Genomic DNA, 23,554 nt, shown 5'->3' with positions numbered 1-23,554 from the left:
CTATTTATATTTCTGCTCGGGTCCCTGTGCCGGTTTCAGAATGGCAATGATCAATACGGCAAAAGGACCAAGCAACAAACCGATGCAAAACCAGATATTTTGGCGCCGGTTTTTTCCCTTGGCCAGTGATCCTGCCGCAAATCCAAACATGGCCCACAAAAGCAGGTATTCAAGCGCCATCGTAAATCTCCTTTAGCGGTCTTTCCATTCGGGAGTACGTTTCTCCAGGAACGCACCCATGCCTTCTTTCTGGTCTTCGGTAGCAAAACAGAGCCCGAACAGTTCCGCTTCGTAGGAGAAGGCTTTCTGGCTTTCCATCTCAATGCCGTTGTTGACGGCCTCCTTGATCAGGCTGATGGCAACCTGGGGCATCGCGGCGATCTTTTCCGCCATCTGCTTCGCCGTTGCGATCAAAGCACTTTGCGCCACCACCTGGTTGGCCAGGCCCAGCTGTACAGCTTCTTCAGCACTGATCATGTCGCCGGTGAACATCAGCTCTTTCGCTTTGCCTTTGCCGATCAGCCGAGGCAGCCGCTGGGTCCCGGCCCAGCCGGGAATGATGCCGAGCTTGATCTCCGGCTGGCCGAATTTGGCGTTGTCTGAGGCGATACGGATATCACAAGCCATCGCCAGTTCGCAGCCACCGCCGAGAGCGTAGCCGTTGATGGCACCGATCACAACTTTTTTTCCGTACTCGATGTCGTTGAAAAGCTGTTGCGCTTTCTGCGCGACTTTGCGCGCATCCATCGGGCCGAGAGGTTGCATGGCGGAGATATCGCCACCGGCAACAAAGGCTTTTTCCCCCGCACCGGTAAGGATGATGACCTTTACCTCGGTGTTCGCTTGCAGGTCAGCAATGGCCTGAGAAAGAGCATCCATGGTCACCATGTTGAGGGAGTTGAGCGCTTTGGGTCGGTCGATGGTGATAAGAGTGATATTGTTTTCGATCTCGATGCGAAGGTTTTCGTAAGCCATTTCATTTCTCCTGTTGGGCGAGTTTGCGTTTGGTTTTGGCCGTCGGCAGAGCTTGCAGTGGATCATCCGGCCATGGATGCTTCGGGTAGCGTCCTTTCATCTCCTTTTGCACTTCCGGGTAGCTCTGTTCCCAGAAGTGGCGGAGGTCTTGAGTGATCTGCAACGGGCGTCCGGCCGGGGATAGCAGGTGGATGACGATAGCTACTTTGTTATCAGCGATGCGTGGCGTTTCGGTTTGACCGAACATCTCTTGCAGCTTGACCGCCAAAACGGGCGGCTGATCGTCCGAGTAGTGCAATGTGATGCGCGATCCACTGGGTACCTGCATTTTTTCTGGGGCTAATGTATCAAGTTGCTGCAACTGTTGCCAGTCGAGAAGACTGTTCAGTGTGGTCTGGATGTCAATTTTCTGCAGGTCTGCCCGGTTTCGTGTATTGCCGAGGAAAGGTTGTAGCCAATCTTCAAGCGTTGCCAGCAGCTTTGCATCAGACACATCAGGCCACTTGCGGGCGTCGTGGCAGTTGTGCAGGAACTGCAGCCGGGTACGGAATCGTTGAACATTTTTCGAAAAATTTAGCAATTGCAGTCCTTCGTTGCGGATGGCGGAGAGGATGGCCCGGTCTGCCTGCTCCCGGTCAATCTGGGCCGGCCGCTGGTTCAGGACCAGTTTACCGATACGCTGCTGCTCGCAGGCGATGATGCGTCCTTCCAGCTGATCCCACTCACAGCTCGATTGCCAGGGCAGTTTGGGGAAGAGTTGTTCGATGTCGCATTTTTCCAGACCGCTGGCCAGCCTGATTTCACTCTCTCCACGACGATTCTCGCGCAAATCGACAGCGACCAGGTAGTCGTTAGCCTGCACAGCCGAATGATTTCCCAGTTGTACACCCTGCCCGGAACTGAGCAGGAATTTCTTTCCGCTGCCTTGTCGTGCCTTGCCGATGCGGTCCGGGTAGGCTGCGCAAAGCAGTAGCGACAGTTGTGCTTTTGTTGTTGTGCCTGTATCGGTTTTCCCCGACAGGTTGAAATACTTCTTCCAGTAGCCATGGCTGCGAGAGATGGTACTGAATTCTCGGGCGTCAGGATGATTACGGAAATATTCGAGTCGATCAAGAATGTCACTGCCACTGTGATGATTGGGTGTTTTCTTGAACCAGGGATCAGGCTCACTCAGCAGGGCAGCAATCTCACAGCCGAGACCCAGCAGATTGTTTTCCTTGGCAACCGTCAGCAACTTTGCTAAGCGGGGGTGAGTCGGTATTTCCGCCAGTTTATGACCGGCCTGGTTGAGCTGCTGCTTGTTGTGCAGTGCGCCGAGCAGTTCGAGCAGGTCGATGCCGTTTTGCCATGCTGTCGGGCTTGGTGGGTCGAGCCAGAAAAGTTCGGTTGGGTCGCTGATCCCCCAGGAAAGGAGGTCCAGAACCAGCGGAGCCAGGTCGGCAGTCCTGATTTCCGGAGGTGTAAAGGGGAGCAAGCTTTGCTGTTGGCCTTCACTCCAAAGGCGATAGCAACGGCCGGGACCGAGACGACCGGCGCGGCCGGTACGTTGCGTGCTGCTGGCTTGCGAAATACGACCGAGGTGCAGGCGAGTCAATCCACTGCCGCTGTCGTAACGGGGTTGACGACTGTAGCCGCTATCAACGACAACACTGATTCCTTCAATTGTCAGACTGGTTTCGGCAATGTTGGTAGCAAGAACGATCTTGCGTTGCTGCGCCGGTTGGATTGCTCGTTCCTGTTCGCTGAAAGGCAGGTTGCCGTAGAGCGGGCAGACTGCCAGGTTGTCCAGCCCAATCAAATCCTGGGTGCAACGACGGATTTCTCCCTCTCCCGGCAGGAAGGCCAGGATGTCTCCGGAGGTTTCCTGCAAAGCGCGGCGTATCCCTGAAACTGTTGCTGCCACCAGGGATTCATTGTCCTTCTGCGGCAGGTAGCAGATGTCTACCGGGAAACTGCGACCTTCGCTGGTAAGAAGCGGAGCTCCCAGCTGTTCGGCCAGCGGAGTCGAATCGAGCGTCGCCGACATGATGAGAAGTTTCAGGTCATCCCGCAATCCGTTCTGAATATCGCGGCAAAGGGCGAGTGCGAAGTCTGATTGCAGGTGGCGCTCGTGAAATTCGTCGAAAATCACCAGGCCGACTTCAGAAAGTTCAGGATCACTCAGCAGCCTGCGTGTCAAAATCCCTTCAGTAACGACTTCGATTCGTGTTTCCGGCGAAACTTTTCGTTGATAACGGATGCTATAGCCAACCGTTTGGCCGACAGTTTCACCAAGTTTCTGTGCCATGAAGCGAGCAGCGTTGCTTGCCGCCAGTCTCCTCGGTTCAAGCAGCAGGATTTTTTTCTTATTCAGGACATCCGAATTCAACAGCGCTAAGGGAACGCAAGTTGTTTTCCCCGCGCCTGGAGGGGCTTGTAAAACCAGATTCCTGTGGCAGCGAAGCTGTTGCTCAATTTTAGGCAGAAGAGGGGTTATGGCGGGAATGCTTTGTGTCGTCATCGCTCTATCATAGGACAAGTTGAGTTGCTTATTAAGCCAGCAGTGGTTTGTTTTTCACAGCCCCCAGTCAGGTTACAGTCAGATCAAAAGATTATAATATGTATAATGGATTAGATAACTTTTATTTTATGCTGGTTTTTATGCGATTTCAGTGATTTAATTACGATTCAAGCTTGCTCGATTTTGGCAATAGTACTCAATTATCATTAACTCTCCAATAACCCCGTTGAATCTCGGTTGAGGATATGGAACAGGTTCCTCGTCTATTGCTCGTGAACGCTGTGCAGGATGATCGGGCGGAACTGCGCGCTGTTCTTGAGTCTTTGCGTCTGCAGATTGTTGAGGCGGCTTCAGGTCTTGAAGCAGTTGATGAACTGCAACGGAACCAGTTTGACCTCGTCGTCACAGCCATTGAAATTGGCGAGTTCGATAGCTGGAAACTGGCACGCTTTATCCGTTCTGGAATCTGCCGTGGCGGCCGATCAATCCCCATCATTATTGTTACCCGTGACTGGTGTGAACGAATTACAGAAATCACTGCCCGTGATTTTGGCATCAACCAGCTGCTGACTTTTGGTGACAGAAAGCGGCTACCGGAACTGGTTGAGGGATGCCTGGCAAAATCAGCTGATGTGTTGGGAAAATTACGCATTCTGGTTGTTGAGGATCATCAGGATAATGCTCAGCTGATCGAAAAAATTCTCAGCTCCCGTTTCGATGTCGAGTTGACTGCCAACGGTGAAGAGGGACTGGCGGCCTGGAAAGCGAGGCGACACGACCTGGTGCTGCTCGACGTTATGCTGCCGCTCATGTCGGGTGGTGATGTGCTCAAAAATATTATGGCGATTGATCCATCGCAGCCCGTTGTCATGGTGACCGCTCATGGAACGATGGACGTCGCAAAAAAAATGATGCTGGATGGCGCTGCAGATTTTGTCACCAAACCGTTCCGGGTGGAAGAGTTGAGGCGTGTCTGTGAACTGGCGACTCGGCGGGAAGATTATCTCGTCAGTAATGCGCAAATGATTGAGCGGCTGGAAGACCTGCAGCAACTGAAGGGATTGCTTGGGAATATTGTCGATTCAATGCCGTCGTTGCTGATAGGTGTTGACCTGCTTGGCAGAATCAACCTTTGGAACCGGCGGGCAGAAACTGTCAGTGGCGTCATGGCTGATGATGCGCATGGGCGCTTGTTACAGGATATCTGGCCGGAGTTTAATTTTATCCCGGAAGTCGAAGCGGCTTTGCAACAAGGTGAGATGTACAGCCTCGATAGGGTTGAGCAGTGCCTGCTGGGTAAGAACAGCTTCTGTGATATTACGATTTATCCCCTGTGTGAAGCGACTGTGGTCGGGGCGGTAATCCGAATTGACGATGTCAGCAGCCGCGTACAGCTGGAAGAACGGATTATTCAGACGGAAAAAATGGCTTCGATGGGTCAACTTGCGGCTGGCATGGCGCATGAGATCAATAATCCCCTAGCCGGTGTAATGCAGAACGTTCAAGTGGTGAAGAACAGGCTGTCGCCAAGCTTGAAAGCGAATCGCGATGCCGCCGAAGAGGCAGGTTTTGAAATCGAGGAGCTGGAAGATTATCTGCAGATACGTGAGATTCCTGCCCGCTTGGATGCCATTATGGATGCGGGAAGACGGACTGTGGAGCTGATTGATAATATGGTCAGTTTCAGTCGCCAGGATAATGAATCACTTTCGGACGCTTTGGTGTCGGAGTTGATCGATAAATCGGTTGACCTGGCTGCTGGGAATTTCGATTTGAAGCGCAAATTCGATTTTCGCTCGATAGAGATTATTCGAGAATATGATTCCGCAGTTGAAACGATCGAATGCAATGCCATGCAGATTCAGCAGGTCATTTTTAACCTGCTGCTGAATGGAGCTCATGCGATGGAAAAAAAGGTGACTCAGCATCGCTCTGTCGGTGGTGCAGATTATCGGCCATGCTTTGTTTTGCGTACGTCTAACCAGTTGAGAAAAATTCGTATCGAAGTCGAAGACAACGGGATCGGTATGGATGAAGTGATGCAACAGAAGTTGTTTGAGCCATTTAATACCATTCGCAGCATCGGCAACGGTACCGGGCTCGGCATGTCGATCTGCTATTTCATTATCACAGAAAATCATGGCGGCAGCATGAGTGTAGAGTCCCGTCCTAATGTCGGGACCCGGTTTATTCTTGAGTTGCCGAAAAAGTTTCAATAACTCCATTTCCCTTCTTCCTGTCATGGTAAAATTTAAATCTGATGAGAAATTCATCAGCTTTTTTTGTGTGTATTTCGTTAAAATCTATCTGGTTGTTGACGATAATTCCATCCTCTGTTAATAAATAACATCTTAACATTATTCTCATAATTATCTGATATTACAATATTTACTATTGATAGTCGATCATAGGGCTTGTATATGAAATCAACAAATTCTGAAGTGTTAGTTGTTAATGAAGATGTTGCTACAAGGCAAGCTGTCTGCCGTAATCTGGGAGTTTCTCTGGACCGGGTCGTTGAAGCTGAAACTGGACTTGAAGCGATCCAGGTACTGCAAACTGTTCCGATCCGTCTGGTGGTCATGGATGCAGACATAGGCGAGATTGATGGTTGGCGATTAACCCGTCTGATCCGCAGCGGGATTTATAGATGTGAGAGCAAAGTTCCTATTATCCTGGTAACAAAAAACTGGTGCGAGCGCGTCACCAGGATTACGGCTCGTGAATTCGGCATCAACCACCTGCTGTGTTCAGACAACCTTTCACACTTGCCTGAACTGGTTGAGAGCTCGTTGGTCGGGCCGATGACAGGGCTTCTTTCGCCAAGGTTGCTGGTTGTTGAAGACAATATCGATAACGCAGAGCTGGTCAAGCGCATCCTGCGCAACCGTTTTTCAGTTGAGTTGGCAACAGATGGAACCACGGGATTGGCGGCGTGGCTTGAAGGACGGCATGATCTCGTGTTGCTTGATGTTATGCTGCCGGGAATTTCCGGGCCGGAAATTCTGGAAGCTATCCTGCGGATTGATCCGAAGCAGCCGGTCGTTATCATGACAGCCCACAGCACAATGGAATTAGCACAAGAGATGGTCAGTAAAGGGGCAGTCGATTTTGTCAGCAAGCCATTTCGCGCAGAACAGCTACGCAAGGTTTGTGAGTTGGCCAGTTGCAGGGAAGATTATCTTGTCAGCCAGTCCCAGTTTGCTGCACGACTACACGAACTGCAGGAGCGTACGGAAGAATATCGCAAGGTGTCCGAAGAGCACCAACGCTTGCTTGACAATCTGAGTACGGTCATTCTGAAACTTGATTCTGCCGGGTGTATTGTTTTTCTCAGCCAGGCATGGACCCGTTTGACCGGGTACAGCATCGAGTCATCGTTGGGACAAAAGTTGACCAGCTATTTGGGTCCAGACATTTTGCTGCGCCAATCGAATAACTTGAAAAAGCTATTCCGGTTGCTGGCCGGAGAGCTTCATCAGTGCGAGCTGGAAATTCCGCTACGCACCAGTCATGAAGATATTCTCTGGCTAGCATGCAAACTGGATGCGATTTCGGAGGATGACGCTGGGCTGACTTTTTTCGGCTATCTGGATGATATCTCCAAGCGTAAACAGGCCCAGCAACAACTTGAATTTCTTGCCATGCACGATTATCTGACAGGAGTGAACAATCGCCACTATTTCGACAAAGTGATCGAACAGATGAACGCATCCGCAGCACGCGACAGGGAGTCGCATGCTTTGCTCTATATCGACTTGGACCATTTCAAGGTTGTCAACGATACTTTTGGTCATAACCACGGCGATATCGTGCTGCAGGATATCGCCTCCTTGCTGAGAAGCAGAGTGCGCAAGTCAGATGTCCTTTGCCGCATCGGAGGCGATGAGTTTGCTGTTCTGGTCCACAAGTGCGCGCCCGGGCATGCAAAAAAAACGGCTGATCTATTGCGTGCTCTGGTGCATGGTTATCGGTACAGCCATGCCGGACAACAGGTGGCGACCAGCTGCAGCATCGGGATCAGTGAGATCGATGGTAAGGCTGATACGTCGAACGATTATATGAAACAGGCCGACATGGCTCTCTATGTTGCAAAACGTCGTGGTCGCAATATGGTGCATTGCTATCATCCAGAAGACCGGGAAAGCGCTGATCTGCGTGCCAGCATCAGTTGGGCCAGCCGTTTTCGTCAAGCGCTTGAGGAAGACCGGATTTTTCTGCTTTTTCAACCGGTCATGCATATTGCCAGTGGTTCCGTGGCCTATTACGAAGCCTTGGTTCGTTTGCGGTTGCCCGATCTCGGAGTTGTGTCTCCGGCTGCGTTTATTCCAGCACTGGAAGAATCGGGGGATATGCCTTTACTTGATCATTGGGTGATTTCTCGCTGCATCGAGCTATTGCGCCAGTACCCGAGCCTGCAGCAGGTTGCAATCAACCTTTCCGCACAAGCCTTTCGCGATGAGAAGCTTGTGACTTTGGTAAAACAGCTGCTTTTGCAGCATCAGGTTGAACCGCAACGAATAATCTTCGAGCTGACAGAGAGTGCCAGTATGTCAAACGTTATCGCCACGCAGCAGATGATTGAACAGCTGCAAAAGATTGGTTGCAGTTTTTCGCTGGATGATTTCGGCACCGGTTTCAGCACATTCAGTTACTTGAAACAGTTCCCGGCCCAGAGTGTTAAAGTGGATGGCAGCTTTATCACGCAAGTCGACGTCAGTCGTGAAGATCAGGCAGTGGTTCGTGCCATCACCCAAGTTGCCTCTGCACTTGGTAAACAGACTGTGGCTGAATACGTTGAAGAGAAACGAGTTTTCGATATGCTGCCGAAGCTGGGGATCGATTACGCCCAAGGGTATTTTGTTGGGAGACCTATAGCTATTGAAGAAATTTTGCAGACAGATGAGCAGAATTGTTGTGCGCGGTTATAATCAAATAAACTATTTTTTATGAATAACTACTTGCTGCAGCCTTGTTAGTTACTACCGAGTCAGTGAAGAAGCCATGTCGATGAAACTTTTCTCTCCAACCGTTGAAGTCAGGGCAAAAGAACGAAACACCCTGGCTGATCTGATCGTTGAACAACTGGAAAAACTGGGTGTCGAATATATTTTTGGCGTGCCGGGTGGATCGATTGAACCGTTGTATAACGCCATGGCCCGGAGTCAGCGTGCTGGAGGTCTACGTCCGGTCGTCGCCCGCCACGAAGCTGGTGCCGCATTTATGGCGGATGGCTACGCACGCGAAACAGGTAAGCTTGGAGTTTGTTGTTCAACGACCGGCCCCGGCGCGACCAATTTGCTGACAGGTGTCGCTTCTGCGCACATTGAGCAGGTTCCGGTTCTCGCTATCACGGCACAGACCGTTTTGCATTCTTTTGGCAGGCAGACATTGCAGGAATCGACCTGCAGTGCTGTCGATACGGTTGCTATTTTCAAGGCTTGCACCAGGTACAGTAGTCTAGTTTCGCATCGGGGGCAGCTTGAAAACAAGCTCGCTGCTGCGATTGCGGCGACTCAGGGTGCGCCAGCGGGACCGGCGCACTTAAGTATCCCGATGGATATCATGGCGGATTCTCGGCGAATGAATAGCTATCAACCGATGGCCAGCCTTGATTTCCTGCTGAAAAAACCTGCAGTCACAGACGCCGCGGCGGTCGCCGAACTCGTCCTGGAGATTCAGCAGGCGAAACGGATGGTACTGCTGCTGGGGGATGGTTGTGGTAGTGCCATTGATGAAATCATACGTTTTGCTGAACGTCTGCAAGTTCCAATTATCACCGGACCATCCGGTAAACGTTGGATATCGCAGAGGCACCCTTTGTACCATGGTGTTCTTGGTTTTGCCGGGCACAAAAGTGCGAGTGATCGTTTAAAAGATGAACGGAATGACCTGGTGCTGGCGGTTGGGACCAGGTTCAGTGAGATGATGTATCCCAACCTAGAAAAAGATAAATGGCTCAATAGCAAGCTGGTCCACATTGATGATGTGCTCGAGAATTTTTGTCATTCGCCGATGGCCCGCTTGCATGTCTGTGGCGCTTTGCCACTGATTTTTTCCACCCTGCTCAACAGTTTGCCAGATAGAGAGAGAAAACAGCCTGTCGCCGTCAATCATACTGCACCGACGGGCGAGGGGGACAAAACAATTATCTATACAGCACCTAGAGTCAGATTGGATGACGAAGATTCCTGTTATTCTTCCGCTGTCCCATTGAAACCGCAACGGGTGATGCGTGAACTGTCACTGCGACTGCCGGAGGACGCACGGGTTTTTGTTGATGCTGGCAATAGCTGGGCCTGGGCAACTCATTATCTGCATCTGCAAAAAGGTGGTTTGTATCGTATTGCTATTGGCTTCGGCAGTATGACCTGGGCGATCGGCGCTGCAATCGGCAGTGCGGTGGCAAGCAAGGGCGTTCCAACGATCTGTTTGACTGGGGACGGCAGCTATCTGATGAGCGGGCAGGAGATAACCGTCGCGGTCGAGGAAAAACTGCCGGTGGTGTTTATCGTGCTGAACGACCGTGCCCTTGGCATGGTCAAGCATGGCCAGCGACTGGGTGGTGCCGAATCGATCGCCCACGAACTGCCACCGGTCGATTTTGTCGGCTTGGCCCATTCCCTTGGGGCTCAGGCTGAGGTTGTGCGCACGCCTGAGGAACTGGAAAGTCTCGATTTGATTTCGATCTGCGAACGGCCGGGTCCGACATTGATCGAAGTGCAGATTGATGGTGAAGAGGTTCCGCCGATAGGGGCACGCATGAAAACGCTTGAGCGCGGTTGATCAGTTGTTTTCTTTGCCGGGGACCGGGCGTGGAGCCGGCCCCTGGTAATCGATGTCCGTGCAGCGCAGGGGATAAAAGGATTCCGCCGGGCGCTGCCAGGCATCAGTGTGGCATGCAAGGATGCCGCCGGCGATCAGCAGGGTGGAGATGCGGTAGGTTTCCTGCGGTGAAAAACCGAAGTCGGACATGATGGCACAGCAGTAACCGTTGACGTTGATCGATTCATCGTACTGTTGCAGCAGCACGTTATCGATTTCGCGGGCCAGAAGCAGATGCTCCCCCTCTGACAGTTTCAGCTCTTTAGCGTACCTTTCCAGCGCGACAACACGTTCGTCACCTTTGGCGATTGGTCTGGCGTAGCCGACAATATTCGGTTTGCCGCGATGCTTCTGCGCTTCGCGGGCGACGATCTCGGCAGCCGTTAGCCCCTTTTTCTTTTCCTGCAGCGCCGACTGGATAAACTCTGCCCCGGCGATCAGGGTTTTCTGTCCATAAAGACGAGAATCGCCTGCCATGTTGCCAACCGAGGTTGAAGCAACAACGGAGCTGCGTAACGTGCCGCCGAGGCTGCCGATCTGGTTGCACCAGATCCGAGGATCCGGCCAGCTCAGACAGATGAAAACAGCCTCAATCCAGTCAGCTTGCTTTTTTTCGATCATTCTTCCGGTGGCATTGAGAACCATCACCTGAAAATAACTTTTATAGCCGACGAGATCTGCCATCATTTCATAGTCGTGGTTGAAGATTCCACGACCGATTTTCCAGCCACCCTTGCTGCTTTTGATGATACCGCGATGCTGATCCCAGAAATCAAGCTTGCTCATCCTCAGGCCTTTCGATGAAATAGTCTTCATCTTTGACGAAGGGCATCGCTGTGATCGGCTTGCTGCAATATTCCTGGCCATGTGCCAGCAGACCTGGAGCCGAGAGCAGCTGATAAATTCCTGCTCCCTGTTTGGCGTTGAACCCGAGATCGAGCAGGGTGGCAGCGGCTAGGCCGGTTGACAGCCAACCCATATCTTTTTTTGCCAGGGCGTCAGCAAGACTGTTGCCCCATTGCAGGTGCTTGCCCGCTGCATCCAACTGCACGAAGTGTTTGGCGATTTTATTCTGGAAAATATCGATAGCGGAAAAACGGCTGCCGAATCCAGGTGCAGGATGATGGTCAACGTCGCCAGAATGATCCTGAGAAACAAGGGTCGCAGCCAACTCTGCAGTTGGCTTGCGCAGGTTTTTTTTGATAAAGCGCATGCTGGCTTCTACTTCGGCTGCGCCGAGATGAGCACCGCCGATAACTGCCAGTGAGATCGGCAGAATATGAACGCTATCCGTTTTGCCGACTGCTGCGTTTAGGCCAGCCCGAGTGGCTGGATGCCGAGGGCCGGGGTTGATCAATGCAATCATCAGCTGCTGGAGAAGTTCGCTCTGCGCTGATGAGGGAAGCTTCCCGTTGAACAACAGGAAAAAAACATCGACGAAGCTGCGCTTCTCCATCAGTTCAATCAGGTTGTAACCGTGACAGAAATGATCGACTGCAATGTAGGGGTTCGCACTGTCTGGTTGCTCGAACCAGATTTTACTGCTTTGCCTGCTGCTGAAATTTTCGTTGCGCGATTCTGTTTTTTGCATAACTAAAATCTGTAGCTCAGTTCACACCAGAGGCTGCGGCCTTCCAGTGGGTAATCGTCACTGATTTTGTCGCCGTCGCTTGGCTCATAAGCATCTTCATCAAACAGGTTGCGGACGCTCAATTTTACTGTCAGACGCTTGAATATCTGGGTGCGCTGCAGGGAGAGATCAACAAGCAGATAATCATCAACTTTTTCACGTGTGTCACTGTCACTGCGGTGACGTGAGGCGATCCAGTTCAGCTGTGAGTAAAGACGCCAGTTCGGGAGGAAGTTCCAGTTACTGCTGATAAATACCTGCTGGCCCGGAGCATCGCTGACACGTTTATCGCTGTCACAATCGACAGAATACTGCCAGGAATAATTTGCGCTCAGGCGCAGTTTGTCGGTTGCATCCCAGTTGGCTTCAAGTTCAAAGCCGTAGCCTTCCTGATCGCGGATATTCTGTGCTGTTTTTGTCCCATCACCATTGGAAACGTATTCGATCAGACCGTTGGCGCGATAAAGATAAAGGTTCAAAACGGTCTGGAGTGAGTAGGTCGGGCGGTAATCGAAGGCCAGTTCTGCAGTATCGATAGTTTCCGGCTCAAGTTCCGAGTTGCCGAGGGTGACCGGGTTTTGTGTCGCGTACAGTTCCTGGAAGGATGGAGCCCTGAAGGCACGACCGTAGAGAAGTTTGGTTGTCAGGTTGTGACGCGTTGACCAGACCAGTGCCAGACGCGGGTTCAGAGTGTTGCCGAAGTCGGAATAATTATCGAAGCGCAAACCGCCGGTAAACTCCCAGTCGGGCGCCAGTTGCCATTCATCCTGCAGCGACAGGTAGAAGAGTGCCCGGTGCTTGTCCGGTACGGAGACATAAGCTGTGTCGCTGACATCGGTCATTGTGCCGGGATTTGTGCCGTAACCGAAGTTTTTTATTTCATCCGTATCCTGGTGGTAGTACCTGCTGCCACCACTTAAGCGGAGACGATGGCCGGAAAAGCCGGTGTAGCTGGTGGAAAGTTCAACACCGGTCTGTTGGCTGGTGCCGCTTGGATTGCCGATGACGCCGTCGGGAAAGGGGAACAGTCCGGGTTGTGAGATGTCGGGATAAGTTCCGGGCGGGTTGAGTACCAGGTAAATATCTGATTCCTGGTAAAGGTAGTTAAGGCTGAAGTTCAAACTCCAGTCAGGGGCGAAAGAATCATTATTGTAGGTCGCATCAATCAGGTAGATACTCTCGTCCTGATATCCGACCGGGTCGAGCGCTAGCGAACCACCTGCGCCAACACCTGCTTTGTTCAGATGCCAGTTCCAGAGCCGAAGATTGAAGTTGCCTTTTTCAGCGTTTAGCATAGCGTTGTAAACTTCGTAATCGGTATTTAAAGAACCGGGGGCCAATGAATAATTGGTGCCTGGAATTTTTCCCTCTTCCAGCAGGACAGTTTGATAGTCACTGGATATGCGGCGATCACTGTCGCCATCGCTGGTTTGATACTCGAAAGAACCGCCAATTTTCCAGCCACCCAAGTCGCCATTATGCTGCAGCCAGACATCCTGCGAGTCGAAGGATCCGTAGCGGGCGCCGACTTCCGATTCGAGCTCGTTGGCGTCTTTGGTGATGATGTTGATGACGCCGGCATAGGCGTCCGCCCCGTAGATAGCGGAGCCCGGGCCGCGGATGACCTCGATGCGCGAGATCGAGGTCACGGGCATACGGAACAGGGTCGGGTGGCTGCCGGTCAGGGGCGGGCCGAAAGGGATACCGTTCAGCAACAGTAGAACCTGCGGGTTGAAGCCTGTGTGGATGCCGCGGATTGAGTAGACCGAATCGAGTCGGTTGATTGCCGAAAGTCCGACGTGGAGCCCAGGTACGGTTTCCAGCACTTCGTTGATGTTGCGTGCACCCATTTCCGCAATTTGTTGCGCGGTGATCACACTGGCGATCGCCGGGGCTTTGTAGACCGGTTTTTTGCTGCCGGTGGCGATACTGACCAGTTCTTCATCGCCATAAAGTTCCGTCAGGCCGACCTCTTCAAAATCTTCCAGCCCTTCAGCTGCGTCGGCAAACGATGGCTGGCAGATACATAACAGTACCAGTAGCCAGATGCATAGCGATTTATACGGCATGGTGAAACTCCCTCGATGAGATAAAGCCCCCCCCTGTGGCAATAGATGATTATTAGATTGGCGGTGCATTGTCATTTGTTTCTATCCCGGTTTCGACTGCAATTGTGCTTGGTTTCAGTGGTAGCGGGATGTGCAGGGAAAAGCTGGCTCCCTGCCCCGGAGTACTGTCGACTTCGATGGAACCTCCCATCTCTTCGACGAAGCGCTTGGTGATGGCCAGCCCCAGTCCTGTCCCTTCAAAGTTTCGGGTTGTACTGCCATCGACTTGACGGAACTCGTCAAAAATGAATTTCTGATCACTTTCGCTCAAACCGATACCTGTGTCTGTGACAGTGAGCAGCAGTTGAGAGCCACTTAGATTTGAATGAAGATCAACCGTGCCATTCTGGGTAAATTTGCCGGCGTTACTGAGCAGGTTGATCACTATTTGTAACAGTTTCTCCCGGTCGATCTCCAGTTCATGCGTGCTCGAGTTGTCGTGCCAGTTGAACCTGTTGTTGTTATGGCGAAGAATCGGCATGACGGAATCTACTGGCTCCTGCAGGAGGTCGGGCAGGAATACCAGCTCCATCTGCAAATCCATTTTTCCCGATTCCGCTTTCGCCATGTCGAGGATACCGTTGATCATGGTCAGTAGCCGTGTGGCATTACGAATAACACGTTCGAGTCCTTCGCTCTGTTCGTGAAAACCGTCGAGTTCCAACTCTTCTTTTGCAATGTCGGCATAGCCGATGATTGCTTGCAGCGGCGTCCGTAACTCGTGGCTCATGTTGGCAAGAAATTGGGACTTGTGGCGGTTGGCAGTGAGCGCTGCGTCGCGAGCTGTAACAAGCTCGCGGGTGCGGAGTTGCACCATGGTTTCAAGCTGCTCACCATGCTGGCGTAATTTGCGGTCCCGCTCATCAAGGCTGCTCATCATCCGGTTGAAAACGCTGGCAATATGAGTGATCTCTTTCGGCCCGGTCAGTTCGGCGTAGACCCTGGTCTGCTCTTGTTCGTTCTTTTCCATAATGTCGATCAGTTTGTAGAGCGGTTGCATCATCCTGTCGATACCAAGGTTGACCAGGGTGCTCAGAACGATTGCAAAGGAGAGAGCAATAAAGATGTTATTGAGGATCATGGTAATCTGCAGGTCGCGTAGAGTTTCTTTGTTCATGACCATATAACAGTAGCCAAGCAGTTCGATTTGAGTCGGAGAGCTGATGTCCGGTTCGTCGAGAGGGAACAGGTCTTCCGAAAATTCAACCACCACTGGGGCGATAAAGTGCCAGGCCTGGTTGGTTTCCTTTAAAAGGCGCGCCTGCTTCAGAGGGAGCTGGGACGACAGGTTTTCAAGCAGGATGTTTTCTTCCCCCTTTATGATCAAAGGGGACAAGTCGGAGTGGAAAATTCCAGCTTTCTCGATGCCAGGAAAACTGAGAATTGTTTCCAGTGGCTTCTCCGCGTTGGCCGGACTTTCATAGAGCAGCGAAAGGATGCTTTGGGACGCCAGCGTTTCAATGTTTTTCAGGCCTTGGGCAATCATCTGTTCAGCTGCGCGTTGACCGGTCACCAGGGCTGCAGTAATAGATGCCGTCAGCGCAAGGCTGAGAATGCCGAGAGAGACAACGCCGAGCAAGCGTCCTCGGAAACTGGAAAAGGGCTGCATAAGTCGTTTCATCAAACTCATAGCGCCCTCACTGCGACGGGAAGGTCAGTGTGAACTGGTCACGCTGATTCCGGTTGAAGGTGAGCCCCAAGTGAGAGGCTGTTCGCAGATTGATTGCCAGATTAAGCTGGCTGAGCGGCAGGACAATCGATCTCTCAGGATGAATCTTCTGCTGTTCCAGTAGCTCGGCCAGTTGTTGCCCAAGCCCATAGTTGTCAGGATACATGGCGAACAGAACGCCTCGTTTGGCATGGCCCGGTTTGTTCGACATCAGCAGGAGATTTTTATCCCAGGCCGATTGCAAAAGAAGTGGCAGAATGACATCGTCATTAACCGTAACTCGGTCAAGAGGCAGCCAGATGGCGTCTGTGCCACTTTCACTTTTTTCCAGAAGATTGCGATAGTGATGCATCGCTTCACGCAGGTCAGCCGCAGGGTAGGTAACCAGTTGCAGGCCATTTTGTTCAGCTGCGTCTTTTGCGGAAGGGATCAGCCATCCGTTGAGGCGCTCGGAATATACGACGAAAACCCGCTTGCTTTCAGGGTGCAGCATTTTCAGCTTGGCAAACATGACATGCGGGTCTGCCGTTAAGCTGACACCGGAGATCCCGTTCGGGATGAGGGAAAGTGCTCCCGCGACCAGTGGTAAATCGGTATTCAGGTGCTTGGCAACCCGATGCCCTTTTTTCCCCAGGCTGATGATGCCGTCGCTGCCGCTGTCGTACAGTGTCTGTTTTGCCTTTTCCAGCTGGTAATCTTCGCTTAGCGGGTAAAGCTCGACATCGCTGGTCCCGCTTTCGCGGATTCCGTCAATGATGCTTTGAAAGATATTCTGGTAAGCCCCGGATAACTCAGGGTAAAGAACAAACGTTTTGCCTACTGCATAGGACGGGCAGGGTATGTACAGGAAAAGACAAAAGGCAAGCAGGACGCATTTGCCTCTGTAGCAGAGATAGCGCAATTTGAAGAAAAAAAACGATAAAAGCGCGATGAGGGAAGTTGGCGTTGCTGGTATCATCGTCCCCGTTCACTTTACATTTAGTTCGAGCTATTGCTAAAAAACAAGCAATTAAATTAATTAAAATATAATGATTCCATAGTATTTCAGTCTGGTCAACAGTTTTCTACTTTTACCGAAATATTAAAAACGGAAGCGTTCAACAGCAGAATTTATATGCTGGTCAGAAATATTGCCGAAAGCAAGCCGTAAGTAAGTGGACAAACCGGGTCCAAACGCTTCGCCCGGCAGGCAGATCAGGTTGGCGTCGTCGGCAAGTTTGCGTGCTGCCTGTCGACTGTTGAGTTGAGGCCATGGATGTTTGATCCAGGCAAAGAAAGACCCGCTGGCAACCAATTCAAATGAATGGTCTGCAGAAATGAAACTGTTGCGGAACTGATCGTGCCGTTTCTGCATCATGCGGCAATTCTCATTTACCCAGTCATTGAGTTTATTGCAGCCGAACTCCAGCGCCAGTTGTGCCGGGCGTGGTTGGCAGACCGCCATGCTGTCCTGAATTTTCAGAGCCTGCTCGATAAGTTTTTTACTTGCCACCAAAGCCCCGCAGCGCAGCCCGGTAAGCGCGAATGTTTTACCAAAAGATGCTATGTGGATGAAGTTTTCACCCCAGTCATTGCGACCGAAAAGTTTGTGGGGCGGGGCATCGATAAAGGCATTGTATGTTTCATCCAGGATCAGGGCGATATTATGCTTTTGGGCAATTTTGAACAGCTGCTCTATCTGTTGATGTGGAATGACCGCACCGGTCGGATTACTTGGAGTCACCAGCAGGATCGCGCGGGTGCGTTTGGTGATCAGCTGCTCAATCTGATGATTGTCGGGCAAACCGGCGTCAGCCGGATCGAAGGGCGCGAAAACCGGTTTAATCCCCAGGGCCTGTAAAGCCATGGGGTGGTCAAAGTAGGCTGGCAGCTGAACAATGACCTCATCCCCGGCCTGGCATATGCTGCAGATCGCTAGCCAAAATGCCTGACTGGCACCAATTGTCAGGCAGATCTGTTCCGCTTTCGGAGCAGCCTGGTAGCGTCGCAGATACCAGCTGCTCACTTCCTTGCGAACCTCTGGCAAGCCTTCATCCGGGCTGTATTTGAAACTGAGAGGATCATCCAGCGTCTGCTTGAGATGTTCTACCAGTTCAGACGGCGGCGAATAGTTTGGGATCGCCTGGCAGAGGTCGATCAGGGGTTTGTCGGACGGAAATTTGCGCCCGTTCAGCCAGCTTTTGACTTCGGTGATTGGCGGCGGCTGAACCTGCTCGACCTGCTGCGAAAACTGCATCGATCAGGCCCGACGAATGATTTCGACTAGCAATTCACTGACCTTGACCATGTCGTTGACGCTGACCTGCTCGTTAATGGTGTGAACTTTCGCCATCCCTGTCGCCAGTATCACCATGTCGATGCCGTTACCGTTGAAGATGTTGGCATCGGAACCGCCTCCAGCTGCCTGGACCTGTTGTGGCCTGCCAAGAGCGGTCCCGGCCTCCCGGACAATCTGCAGGATAGGTGCATCATCTCCGACCTGCATCAGCGGGAAGTCTTCACGCAGTTCCAAGGCCATTGACGCTGCTTTGGTCTCACCGTTGACAACGATGGTTGCGCTGTCGACTTCTTTTTCCAGCGCGTTGACGATCTGCTCAGTCTGTTTGCGCAATTTCTCAGCGCTGTGGCTGCGGATTTCGCCACGCAAGGTGACTTGTCGGGCGACGATGTTAGAGGCCAGCCCGCCCTCAATCGTGCCGATATTGGCCGTGGTTTCATGGTCAATACGGCCGAGCTGCATCCTGGCGATTGCCTTGGCGGCAATTTCGATCGCCGAAACTCCCTGCTCGGGGCAGACGCCAGCGTGGGCCTCATGGCCGAAAATATCAACTTTCAGCCGGTTGCAGGAGGGCGCGCGATTGATGACGATATCGACACCAGTGGTGTCAAGAGCAACCCCTTGTTTTGCTTTAAGTTGCGAAAAGTCGAGCTGCTTCGCTCCGAGCAACCCTTGCTCTTCGCAGACGGTGACGACGATTTCCAGCGGGACATGAGGAATGTTGTTTTCCCGCAGCACTTCGATCGCTTCAATCGCCTCGACGATACCGGCCTTGTCGTCAGCGCCAAGGATGGTCTCCCCGGCGCTGGTGATGATGCCGTTGTTAAGCACCGGCTCAACATTGTCTGCGGGAGTTACTGTGTCCATGTGGACGGAGAGCAGTAGCGGGTCTCCCTCCTTGGTTCCTGCGATGCGGGCGAGTAAGTTCCCGCTTTCACTGCCAATTTTATCGCCGACATCGTCGAACTCTACCGTTGCGCCAAGCTTGCGGAAACGTTCCGCCAGATAGCTGGCAATCTTACCTTCTTTATAGGACGGGCTGTCGATGGCAGCCTGTTGAAAAAACTCGTCAATAATTCTTTGCCGGTTTATCATTGCAAATCCCTTCGTCGATAGATTCAAGAGCATCTTATGTTAGACGGAAGCTGATCTGCTTGGCAATCATTTTAGGGGGTTGGAGACTGTCAGTTTTCTGGACACTGGCCTTTTTGAAATGTTATAGTCTCTTAATTCGCACTGTTTGTTTGACGCTTTTTTTCAAAGGCGGGCAAGGATTGCCGCTTTCGTGGTTTTGAAATGAGTCTGAGAAAAGATTATCAACCTCCCCGGCGGTCGAATATTTTTGCCAATCGCCGTAGAAAACCGATAAAACGATATTCTCTGATTGCCGGAATTATGCTGCTGGCCGTAGCCGGCTTTGCATTGTTTCACGATGTCTCCAGCCCCGAGTTGGAAGCAAGCCCTGCACCGGTTGAAATGGCTGCTCCGCCGCTTGTTGCGAAATCCATACCACCACAGCCTGAATTAAAAGAACTGAAACGGGAAGTCCAGTCGGGAGAAACGATTACGGCACTTTTGGGAGACTATTTTTCTCCTCAAGAAATTCACGAGCTGAATCAACGCAGTCGAAAAGTCTTCCCGTTCACGAAAATCTGTGCCGGGCAGCCGTATAAAATCTGTATCAGTGATGGAGATTTCGATAGCTTCGTTTACGAAATTGATGATAACGAGCAGTTGATCATCAGGAAAAAAGAAGATGAAACCCTGATGAAGCGGGTGCCGATCGTCTACGATGTCGAACGCGAGCTGGTCCAGGGGGTGATCAAAACCAGTTTGTTCGACGCGGTTAACGAGATTGGTGAAGATTCGGTACTGGCCATCGCGCTGGCGGATATTTTTGCCTGGGATATCGACTTCATCCTCGATTTGCGGGTCGGTGATACTTTTCAGGCGATGGTGGAAAAGCGTTACCGCGAAGGTCAGCTCGCCGGTTACGGGCGCGTTCTGGCTGCGGAGTTCGTAAATCAAAAAAAGGTTTACCGTGCTTTCCGTTTTGAAGATGCCGATGGCCGCGCCGGTTATTATGATGAAGAAGGGCGCAATGTCCGCAAAGCATTCTTGAAAGCACCACTTTCCTTTACCCGGATATCATCCGGTTTCACCATGAAGCGTTTCCACCCAATTACCAAAACCTGGAAAGCTCATCCTGCGATCGATTACGCAGCTCCTCCCGGGACCCCGATTAAAACAGTCGGCGATGGCACCATTAAACGGATCGGCTACACCAGGGGGAACGGAAACTTCATCGAAATCCGTCACAGTAATGGCTATTCGACTCTCTACTTGCATATGAAGGGATTTGCCCGTGGTATGAAGCGCGGAAAAAAACTCAGCCAGGGGCAGGTCATCGGTTATGTCGGCAGCACCGGTCTGGCGACTGGTCCACACCTTTGTTTCCGTATGCGGCTTAACGGTAAACCGGTCAACCCGACAAAAATAAAGGTGCCTTCATCGAAATCTGTTGCCAAATCACGGATGCAGGAATTCAATGAAGTCGCGGCTCCATTTGTTGTTCTTTTCGATGAAACGCATGCACGCGAAATGCACGCCAATGCTCAGATTGCTGATGGGGTTCCTGTTCTGGAGAGTGCGCAATGATGGGGTGGACAGGACAACTGCTGAACGTCGATCTGACGACTGGCCGGATCTGGAAAGAACCCATCGGAGAGGATTTGCTGCAGAACTATCTTGGCGGACGTGGGCTCGGTGTGCGCCTGATGCGCGATTATTACAGGCTCGATCCTTTCGCTCCTGAAATTCCGCTACTGTTCTCCGTTGGCCCATTGTGCGGTACTGCTGCACCAACTGCTGCACGTCTGGGAGTCGTTTCCCGTTCTCCGCTGACCGGAACCATTTATGATTGTTCAGCCGGGGGGCGTTTTGCCTGGCGCTTGAAAGCGGCCGGGATTGATGTCCTGCGTATTGTCGGTCGGAGTAACTCGCCAGTTTTTCTTCAGATTGATTCCTCCGGGGCAAAATTGCACCCGGCGGATAAACTTTGGGGGCAGCGGGTCGGCGAAACAGTCGCTGCCCTTAGCGAGCATGGTAGTGTTGCTGCCATCGGCCCTGCGGGCGAGAACAAAGTCCTCTACGCGAATATTATGATGGGGGAGGGCAACTCGGTCGGTCGAGGTGGTCTTGGTGCAGTAATGGGCGGCAAAATGCTGAAAGCGATCGTGGTTGATGGCGACGGTAAGGTTGATATTGCCGATGCGGATCGCTTCGCTCATGCCCGGCAGGATGTTATACGTCTCTTTAAAGCCTCGCCGGTCATTTACGGTGATCTCGGCATTGCCCAATACGGCACACCGGCCCTGGTCGATCTGATGGGACAGCGCCGCATGGCGCCGACAGAAAATTTTCGCAAGACCCATTTTGCTGACGCCGGCAACTATTCTGGCCCGGCGATTCGTAAAGAATTTACCCCGAAGAATCATGGCTGTTACGGCTGTCCGATCCAGTGCAAGAAAAGCGCGCAGGATGGAACTCCGTTGCCGGAATATGAAACCGTCAATCATTTTGGTGCACTGAATAATATAAAGGATTTGCGCTCCATCGTTAATTCCAACAACCTTTGCAATCAGCTTGGCATGGATACCATCTCTGCTGCTGCAACCTTGTCGGCCTGGGGAGAGGTTCGTGGCGAATTTCCCCGGGCTGAAAATATTGGCGATCTGCTGCTGCAGACGGCCTTGCGTCAAGGGGATGGAGACCTGCTGGCTGAAGGGGCACAGCGCTTGTCGCAACAGCTCGGCAAGCCTGAACTGAGCATGAGCGTCAAGGGTCTGGAATTGCCGGCCTACGATCCCCGCGGAGCTTACGGCATGGCGCTGGCCTATTGCACCAGTAACCGGGGCGGTTGTCATCTGCGTGCCTATCCGATTTCGCATGAGATTCTGCGCAAACCGGTTGCGACCGATCGTTTCGATTTCGCCGGAAAGGCGCGGATGATCAAAATTGCCGAAGACTGCAACGCTACCATCGATTCACTGGTGGCCTGCAAATTCTCTTTTTTCGGCGCCAGCCTTGAAGAATATGCCGAATTGCTGTCAGCGACGACCGGTCTCGAATACACCCCGCAGAAGTTAAAAGAGATTGGCGAGCGGATTTACCTGACCGAACGTTTTTACAATCTTGAAAACGGTTTTGCCGCAGAAGACGATCTGCTGCCGAAACGTTTCTTCACAGAGAGTGGAAGCAGCGGCGATGGCATAGAGGTTGCGCCAATCGATCGCGAGCGCTTTGTCGAGGAAATGCAGAAGTATTACCGTATCCGGGGCTTGAACGAACAGGGCGGTTTTGTTGATAGCACTTTTCTGGAGCGACAGCCATGATTCGTCAGGTGCGGAAATATCTGCAGAAAATGGCGACCGATGGCAGCGCCTCTGTCGATCACAGCCTGATTCTGGCGAAAGATGATTGCTTGCTCTGGCAGGGAAGCGCAGAACTCCTGCCGTTGGGCCAGACGTTGATCGAACGGCTGAACATCATCTCCCTGGTGGTGGCCGAACCGCCGCTGCCGATCTGTGATGTTCTGCTCGGCCGCACCTCGGCCGATGCGGCTGAAATCATCCCGCAGGATACGGAGACCCGTACCTTTCTGCATGATATTCCGGTGGTGCGGAAGGATGAATTTTCTGTCGATAATGCCCAGTCGATTGTCGATCTGCTTGGCCAGCGTAAAGGTATTCTGGTTGAAGGCGTCGGTATTGTTGCCACTGGCAGCGTGACGGTGGAGCAGGCCTATATCAACTATTCATCGGTTTATCATGCCCTGTTTGTCAAATTGATGCTGCAGTTGCTGGCCGATGATCAGCCACCAAGCGCGCAGGAAATGAATCTGCTGCAGCCTCTTTGGGCCCAGCTCGGTACTGATATTCCACTGCACTGCGATGATCTGTTGGCTGGGCCGCTGCTTGAGAAGGCTGATATTCTCAAGGCGATTGATCAGGTTGGCAAGAGAACTGTCGCACTGAAACTGGTCGATTCTTTTTTCGGCAATATTTCCTGTTTTGTTGATGACAGTTTATATATTTCGCAAACGGGTGCGAGCCTTGATGAACTGCCTGGTTGTATCGACTTTGTGCCGAACGACAATTCGAGTACGGCCGGAATTACTGCCTCGAGCGAGTTGATTGCTCATCGCGCCATCTTTGCCAAAGGGAATTTGCGGACGATTCTGCATGGTCACCCGAAGTTTTCCGTTGTTCTTAGCCTTTTTTGTCGGGAAACCGATTGTAAAATTACTGACTGCTGGAAAAATTGTGATAAAGTCAGGTACTTGAATGATGTACCGGTCGTGGCTGGTGAGGTTGGCGCTGGTGGCCTGGCACGGAAAGTGCCGCCGGTGATCGATTGCGGTATCGCCGTTGTTTATGGTCACGGTGTGTTCGCAACCGGAGATGAAGATTTTCGTCAGCCTTTGTCTGCTATGATCGACTTGGAAAACCGTTGCCGCAACGAATTCCTGCAGGCTGTTCAGGCGCGTTGCACAAATGAAACAAAATGA

General features: G+C 52.0%; 16 protein-coding genes. 6 read left to right on the top strand and 10 right to left on the bottom strand.

Annotated features, from left to right (window positions below):
* The 3 genes from BUB13_RS00935 to hrpB are packed head-to-tail and all read right to left on the bottom strand — an operon-like array spanning position 1 to position 3,475.
* A complete protein-coding gene (locus BUB13_RS00935) occupies positions 1 to 180 on the bottom strand; it encodes a hypothetical protein (RefSeq protein ID WP_072904871.1) in 180 nt (59 codons plus the stop codon).
* Positions 181 to 192: 12 nt separating this feature from the next.
* Positions 193 to 975, bottom strand: a complete 783-nt coding sequence (locus tag BUB13_RS00930; RefSeq protein WP_072904870.1) for an enoyl-CoA hydratase-related protein — start codon at positions 973 to 975, stop codon at positions 193 to 195.
* A gap of 1 nt (position 976) precedes the next feature.
* Complete coding sequence (gene hrpB / locus BUB13_RS00925) at positions 977 to 3,475, bottom strand: ATP-dependent helicase HrpB (protein ID WP_072904869.1); 2,499 nt, start codon at positions 3,473 to 3,475, stop codon at positions 977 to 979.
* Positions 3,476 to 3,720: 245 nt separating this feature from the next.
* On the opposite strand from hrpB, the gene BUB13_RS00920 reads away from it, so the two are divergent.
* The 3 genes from BUB13_RS00920 (at position 3,721) to BUB13_RS00910 (ending at position 10,261) form a co-directional block, all read left to right on the top strand.
* The gene (locus tag BUB13_RS00920) at positions 3,721 to 5,694 is read left to right on the top strand and encodes a response regulator (RefSeq protein ID WP_072904868.1); all 1,974 of its coding nucleotides are present in this window, start codon (positions 3,721 to 3,723) and stop codon (positions 5,692 to 5,694) included.
* 201 nt (positions 5,695 to 5,895) lie between these two features.
* On the top strand, positions 5,896 to 8,406 hold the full coding sequence (locus BUB13_RS00915) for a two-component system response regulator (protein WP_072904867.1): 2,511 nt from the start codon (positions 5,896 to 5,898) through the stop codon (positions 8,404 to 8,406).
* Between the two features lie 73 nt (positions 8,407 to 8,479).
* Positions 8,480 to 10,261: a thiamine pyrophosphate-binding protein gene (locus tag BUB13_RS00910; protein ID WP_208610103.1), complete on the top strand. Its 1,782-nt coding sequence runs from the start codon at positions 8,480 to 8,482 to the stop codon at positions 10,259 to 10,261.
* On the opposite strand, the gene BUB13_RS00905 is transcribed toward BUB13_RS00910, so the two are convergent.
* From BUB13_RS00905 to BUB13_RS00875, 7 genes are all read right to left on the bottom strand, one after another.
* Positions 10,262 to 11,086: a citrate synthase family protein gene (locus BUB13_RS00905; protein ID WP_139249266.1), complete on the bottom strand. Its 825-nt coding sequence runs from the start codon at positions 11,084 to 11,086 to the stop codon at positions 10,262 to 10,264. It lies immediately after the preceding gene.
* Positions 11,073 to 11,891, bottom strand: a complete 819-nt coding sequence (locus BUB13_RS00900; protein ID WP_072904864.1) for a citrate synthase family protein — start codon at positions 11,889 to 11,891, stop codon at positions 11,073 to 11,075. The genes BUB13_RS00905 and BUB13_RS00900 overlap by 14 nt, the downstream gene beginning before the upstream one ends.
* A gap of 2 nt (positions 11,892 to 11,893) precedes the next feature.
* The gene (locus tag BUB13_RS00895; protein ID WP_072904863.1) at positions 11,894 to 13,999 is read right to left on the bottom strand and encodes a TonB-dependent receptor plug domain-containing protein; all 2,106 of its coding nucleotides are present in this window, start codon (positions 13,997 to 13,999) and stop codon (positions 11,894 to 11,896) included.
* Between the two features lie 52 nt (positions 14,000 to 14,051).
* A complete protein-coding gene (locus BUB13_RS00890; RefSeq protein WP_072904862.1) occupies positions 14,052 to 15,668 on the bottom strand; it encodes a sensor histidine kinase in 1,617 nt (538 codons plus the stop codon).
* A 7-nt stretch (positions 15,669 to 15,675) separates the two neighbouring features.
* Positions 15,676 to 16,665, bottom strand: coding sequence for an ABC transporter substrate-binding protein (locus BUB13_RS00885; RefSeq protein WP_084091634.1), 990 nt, complete (start codon positions 16,663 to 16,665; stop codon positions 15,676 to 15,678).
* A 123-nt stretch (positions 16,666 to 16,788) separates the two neighbouring features.
* A complete protein-coding gene (locus BUB13_RS00880) occupies positions 16,789 to 17,943 on the bottom strand; it encodes an aminotransferase (RefSeq protein ID WP_072904861.1) in 1,155 nt (384 codons plus the stop codon).
* Between the two features lie 3 nt (positions 17,944 to 17,946).
* The gene (locus BUB13_RS00875; RefSeq protein WP_072904860.1) at positions 17,947 to 19,080 is read right to left on the bottom strand and encodes a M20/M25/M40 family metallo-hydrolase; all 1,134 of its coding nucleotides are present in this window, start codon (positions 19,078 to 19,080) and stop codon (positions 17,947 to 17,949) included.
* Between the two features lie 201 nt (positions 19,081 to 19,281).
* Here BUB13_RS00875 and BUB13_RS00870 point away from each other — a divergent pair, with 201 nt between their 5' ends.
* From BUB13_RS00870 to BUB13_RS00860, 3 genes are read left to right on the top strand one after another with little or no spacing between them, the layout of a single operon-like run.
* Positions 19,282 to 20,643, top strand: coding sequence for a M23 family metallopeptidase (locus BUB13_RS00870; RefSeq protein ID WP_084091632.1), 1,362 nt, complete (start codon positions 19,282 to 19,284; stop codon positions 20,641 to 20,643).
* Positions 20,640 to 22,379: an aldehyde ferredoxin oxidoreductase family protein gene (locus BUB13_RS00865; protein WP_072904858.1), complete on the top strand. Its 1,740-nt coding sequence runs from the start codon at positions 20,640 to 20,642 to the stop codon at positions 22,377 to 22,379. Before BUB13_RS00870 ends, BUB13_RS00865 begins: the two co-directional genes overlap by 4 nt.
* The gene (locus BUB13_RS00860; RefSeq protein ID WP_072904857.1) at positions 22,376 to 23,554 is read left to right on the top strand and encodes a class II aldolase/adducin family protein; all 1,179 of its coding nucleotides are present in this window, start codon (positions 22,376 to 22,378) and stop codon (positions 23,552 to 23,554) included. Before BUB13_RS00865 ends, BUB13_RS00860 begins: the two co-directional genes overlap by 4 nt.

It is taken from the genome of Malonomonas rubra DSM 5091 (assembly GCF_900142125.1).
In the GTDB taxonomy this organism is placed as follows: Bacteria; Desulfobacterota; Desulfuromonadia; order Desulfuromonadales; family Geopsychrobacteraceae; genus Malonomonas; species Malonomonas rubra.
Note: the sequence above shows the minus strand (reverse complement) of the source record. Positions and strands in the feature narration are given on the sequence as shown.

Bases quoted from the DNA above. Each gene is read 5' to 3' on its own strand.
- BUB13_RS00935 (WP_072904871.1), bottom strand. From the start codon at position 180: ATGGCGCTTGAATACCTGCTTTTGTGGGCCATGTTTGGATTTGCGGCA.
- BUB13_RS00930 (WP_072904870.1), bottom strand. From the start codon at position 975: ATGGCTTACGAAAACCTTCGCATCGAGATCGAAAACAATATCACTCTT.
- hrpB (WP_072904869.1), bottom strand. From the start codon at position 3,475: ATGACGACACAAAGCATTCCCGCCATAACCCCTCTTCTGCCTAAAATT.
- BUB13_RS00920 (WP_072904868.1), top strand. From the start codon at position 3,721: ATGGAACAGGTTCCTCGTCTATTGCTCGTGAACGCTGTGCAGGATGAT.
- BUB13_RS00915 (WP_072904867.1), top strand. From the start codon at position 5,896: ATGAAATCAACAAATTCTGAAGTGTTAGTTGTTAATGAAGATGTTGCT.
- BUB13_RS00910 (WP_208610103.1), top strand. From the start codon at position 8,480: ATGTCGATGAAACTTTTCTCTCCAACCGTTGAAGTCAGGGCAAAAGAA.
- BUB13_RS00905 (WP_139249266.1), bottom strand. From the start codon at position 11,086: ATGAGCAAGCTTGATTTCTGGGATCAGCATCGCGGTATCATCAAAAGC.
- BUB13_RS00900 (WP_072904864.1), bottom strand. From the start codon at position 11,891: ATGCAAAAAACAGAATCGCGCAACGAAAATTTCAGCAGCAGGCAAAGC.
- BUB13_RS00895 (WP_072904863.1), bottom strand. From the start codon at position 13,999: ATGCCGTATAAATCGCTATGCATCTGGCTACTGGTACTGTTATGTATC.
- BUB13_RS00890 (WP_072904862.1), bottom strand. From the start codon at position 15,668: ATGAGTTTGATGAAACGACTTATGCAGCCCTTTTCCAGTTTCCGAGGA.
- BUB13_RS00885 (WP_084091634.1), bottom strand. From the start codon at position 16,665: ATGATACCAGCAACGCCAACTTCCCTCATCGCGCTTTTATCGTTTTTT.
- BUB13_RS00880 (WP_072904861.1), bottom strand. From the start codon at position 17,943: ATGCAGTTTTCGCAGCAGGTCGAGCAGGTTCAGCCGCCGCCAATCACC.
- BUB13_RS00875 (WP_072904860.1), bottom strand. From the start codon at position 19,080: ATGATAAACCGGCAAAGAATTATTGACGAGTTTTTTCAACAGGCTGCC.
- BUB13_RS00870 (WP_084091632.1), top strand. From the start codon at position 19,282: ATGAGTCTGAGAAAAGATTATCAACCTCCCCGGCGGTCGAATATTTTT.
- BUB13_RS00865 (WP_072904858.1), top strand. From the start codon at position 20,640: ATGATGGGGTGGACAGGACAACTGCTGAACGTCGATCTGACGACTGGC.
- BUB13_RS00860 (WP_072904857.1), top strand. From the start codon at position 22,376: ATGATTCGTCAGGTGCGGAAATATCTGCAGAAAATGGCGACCGATGGC.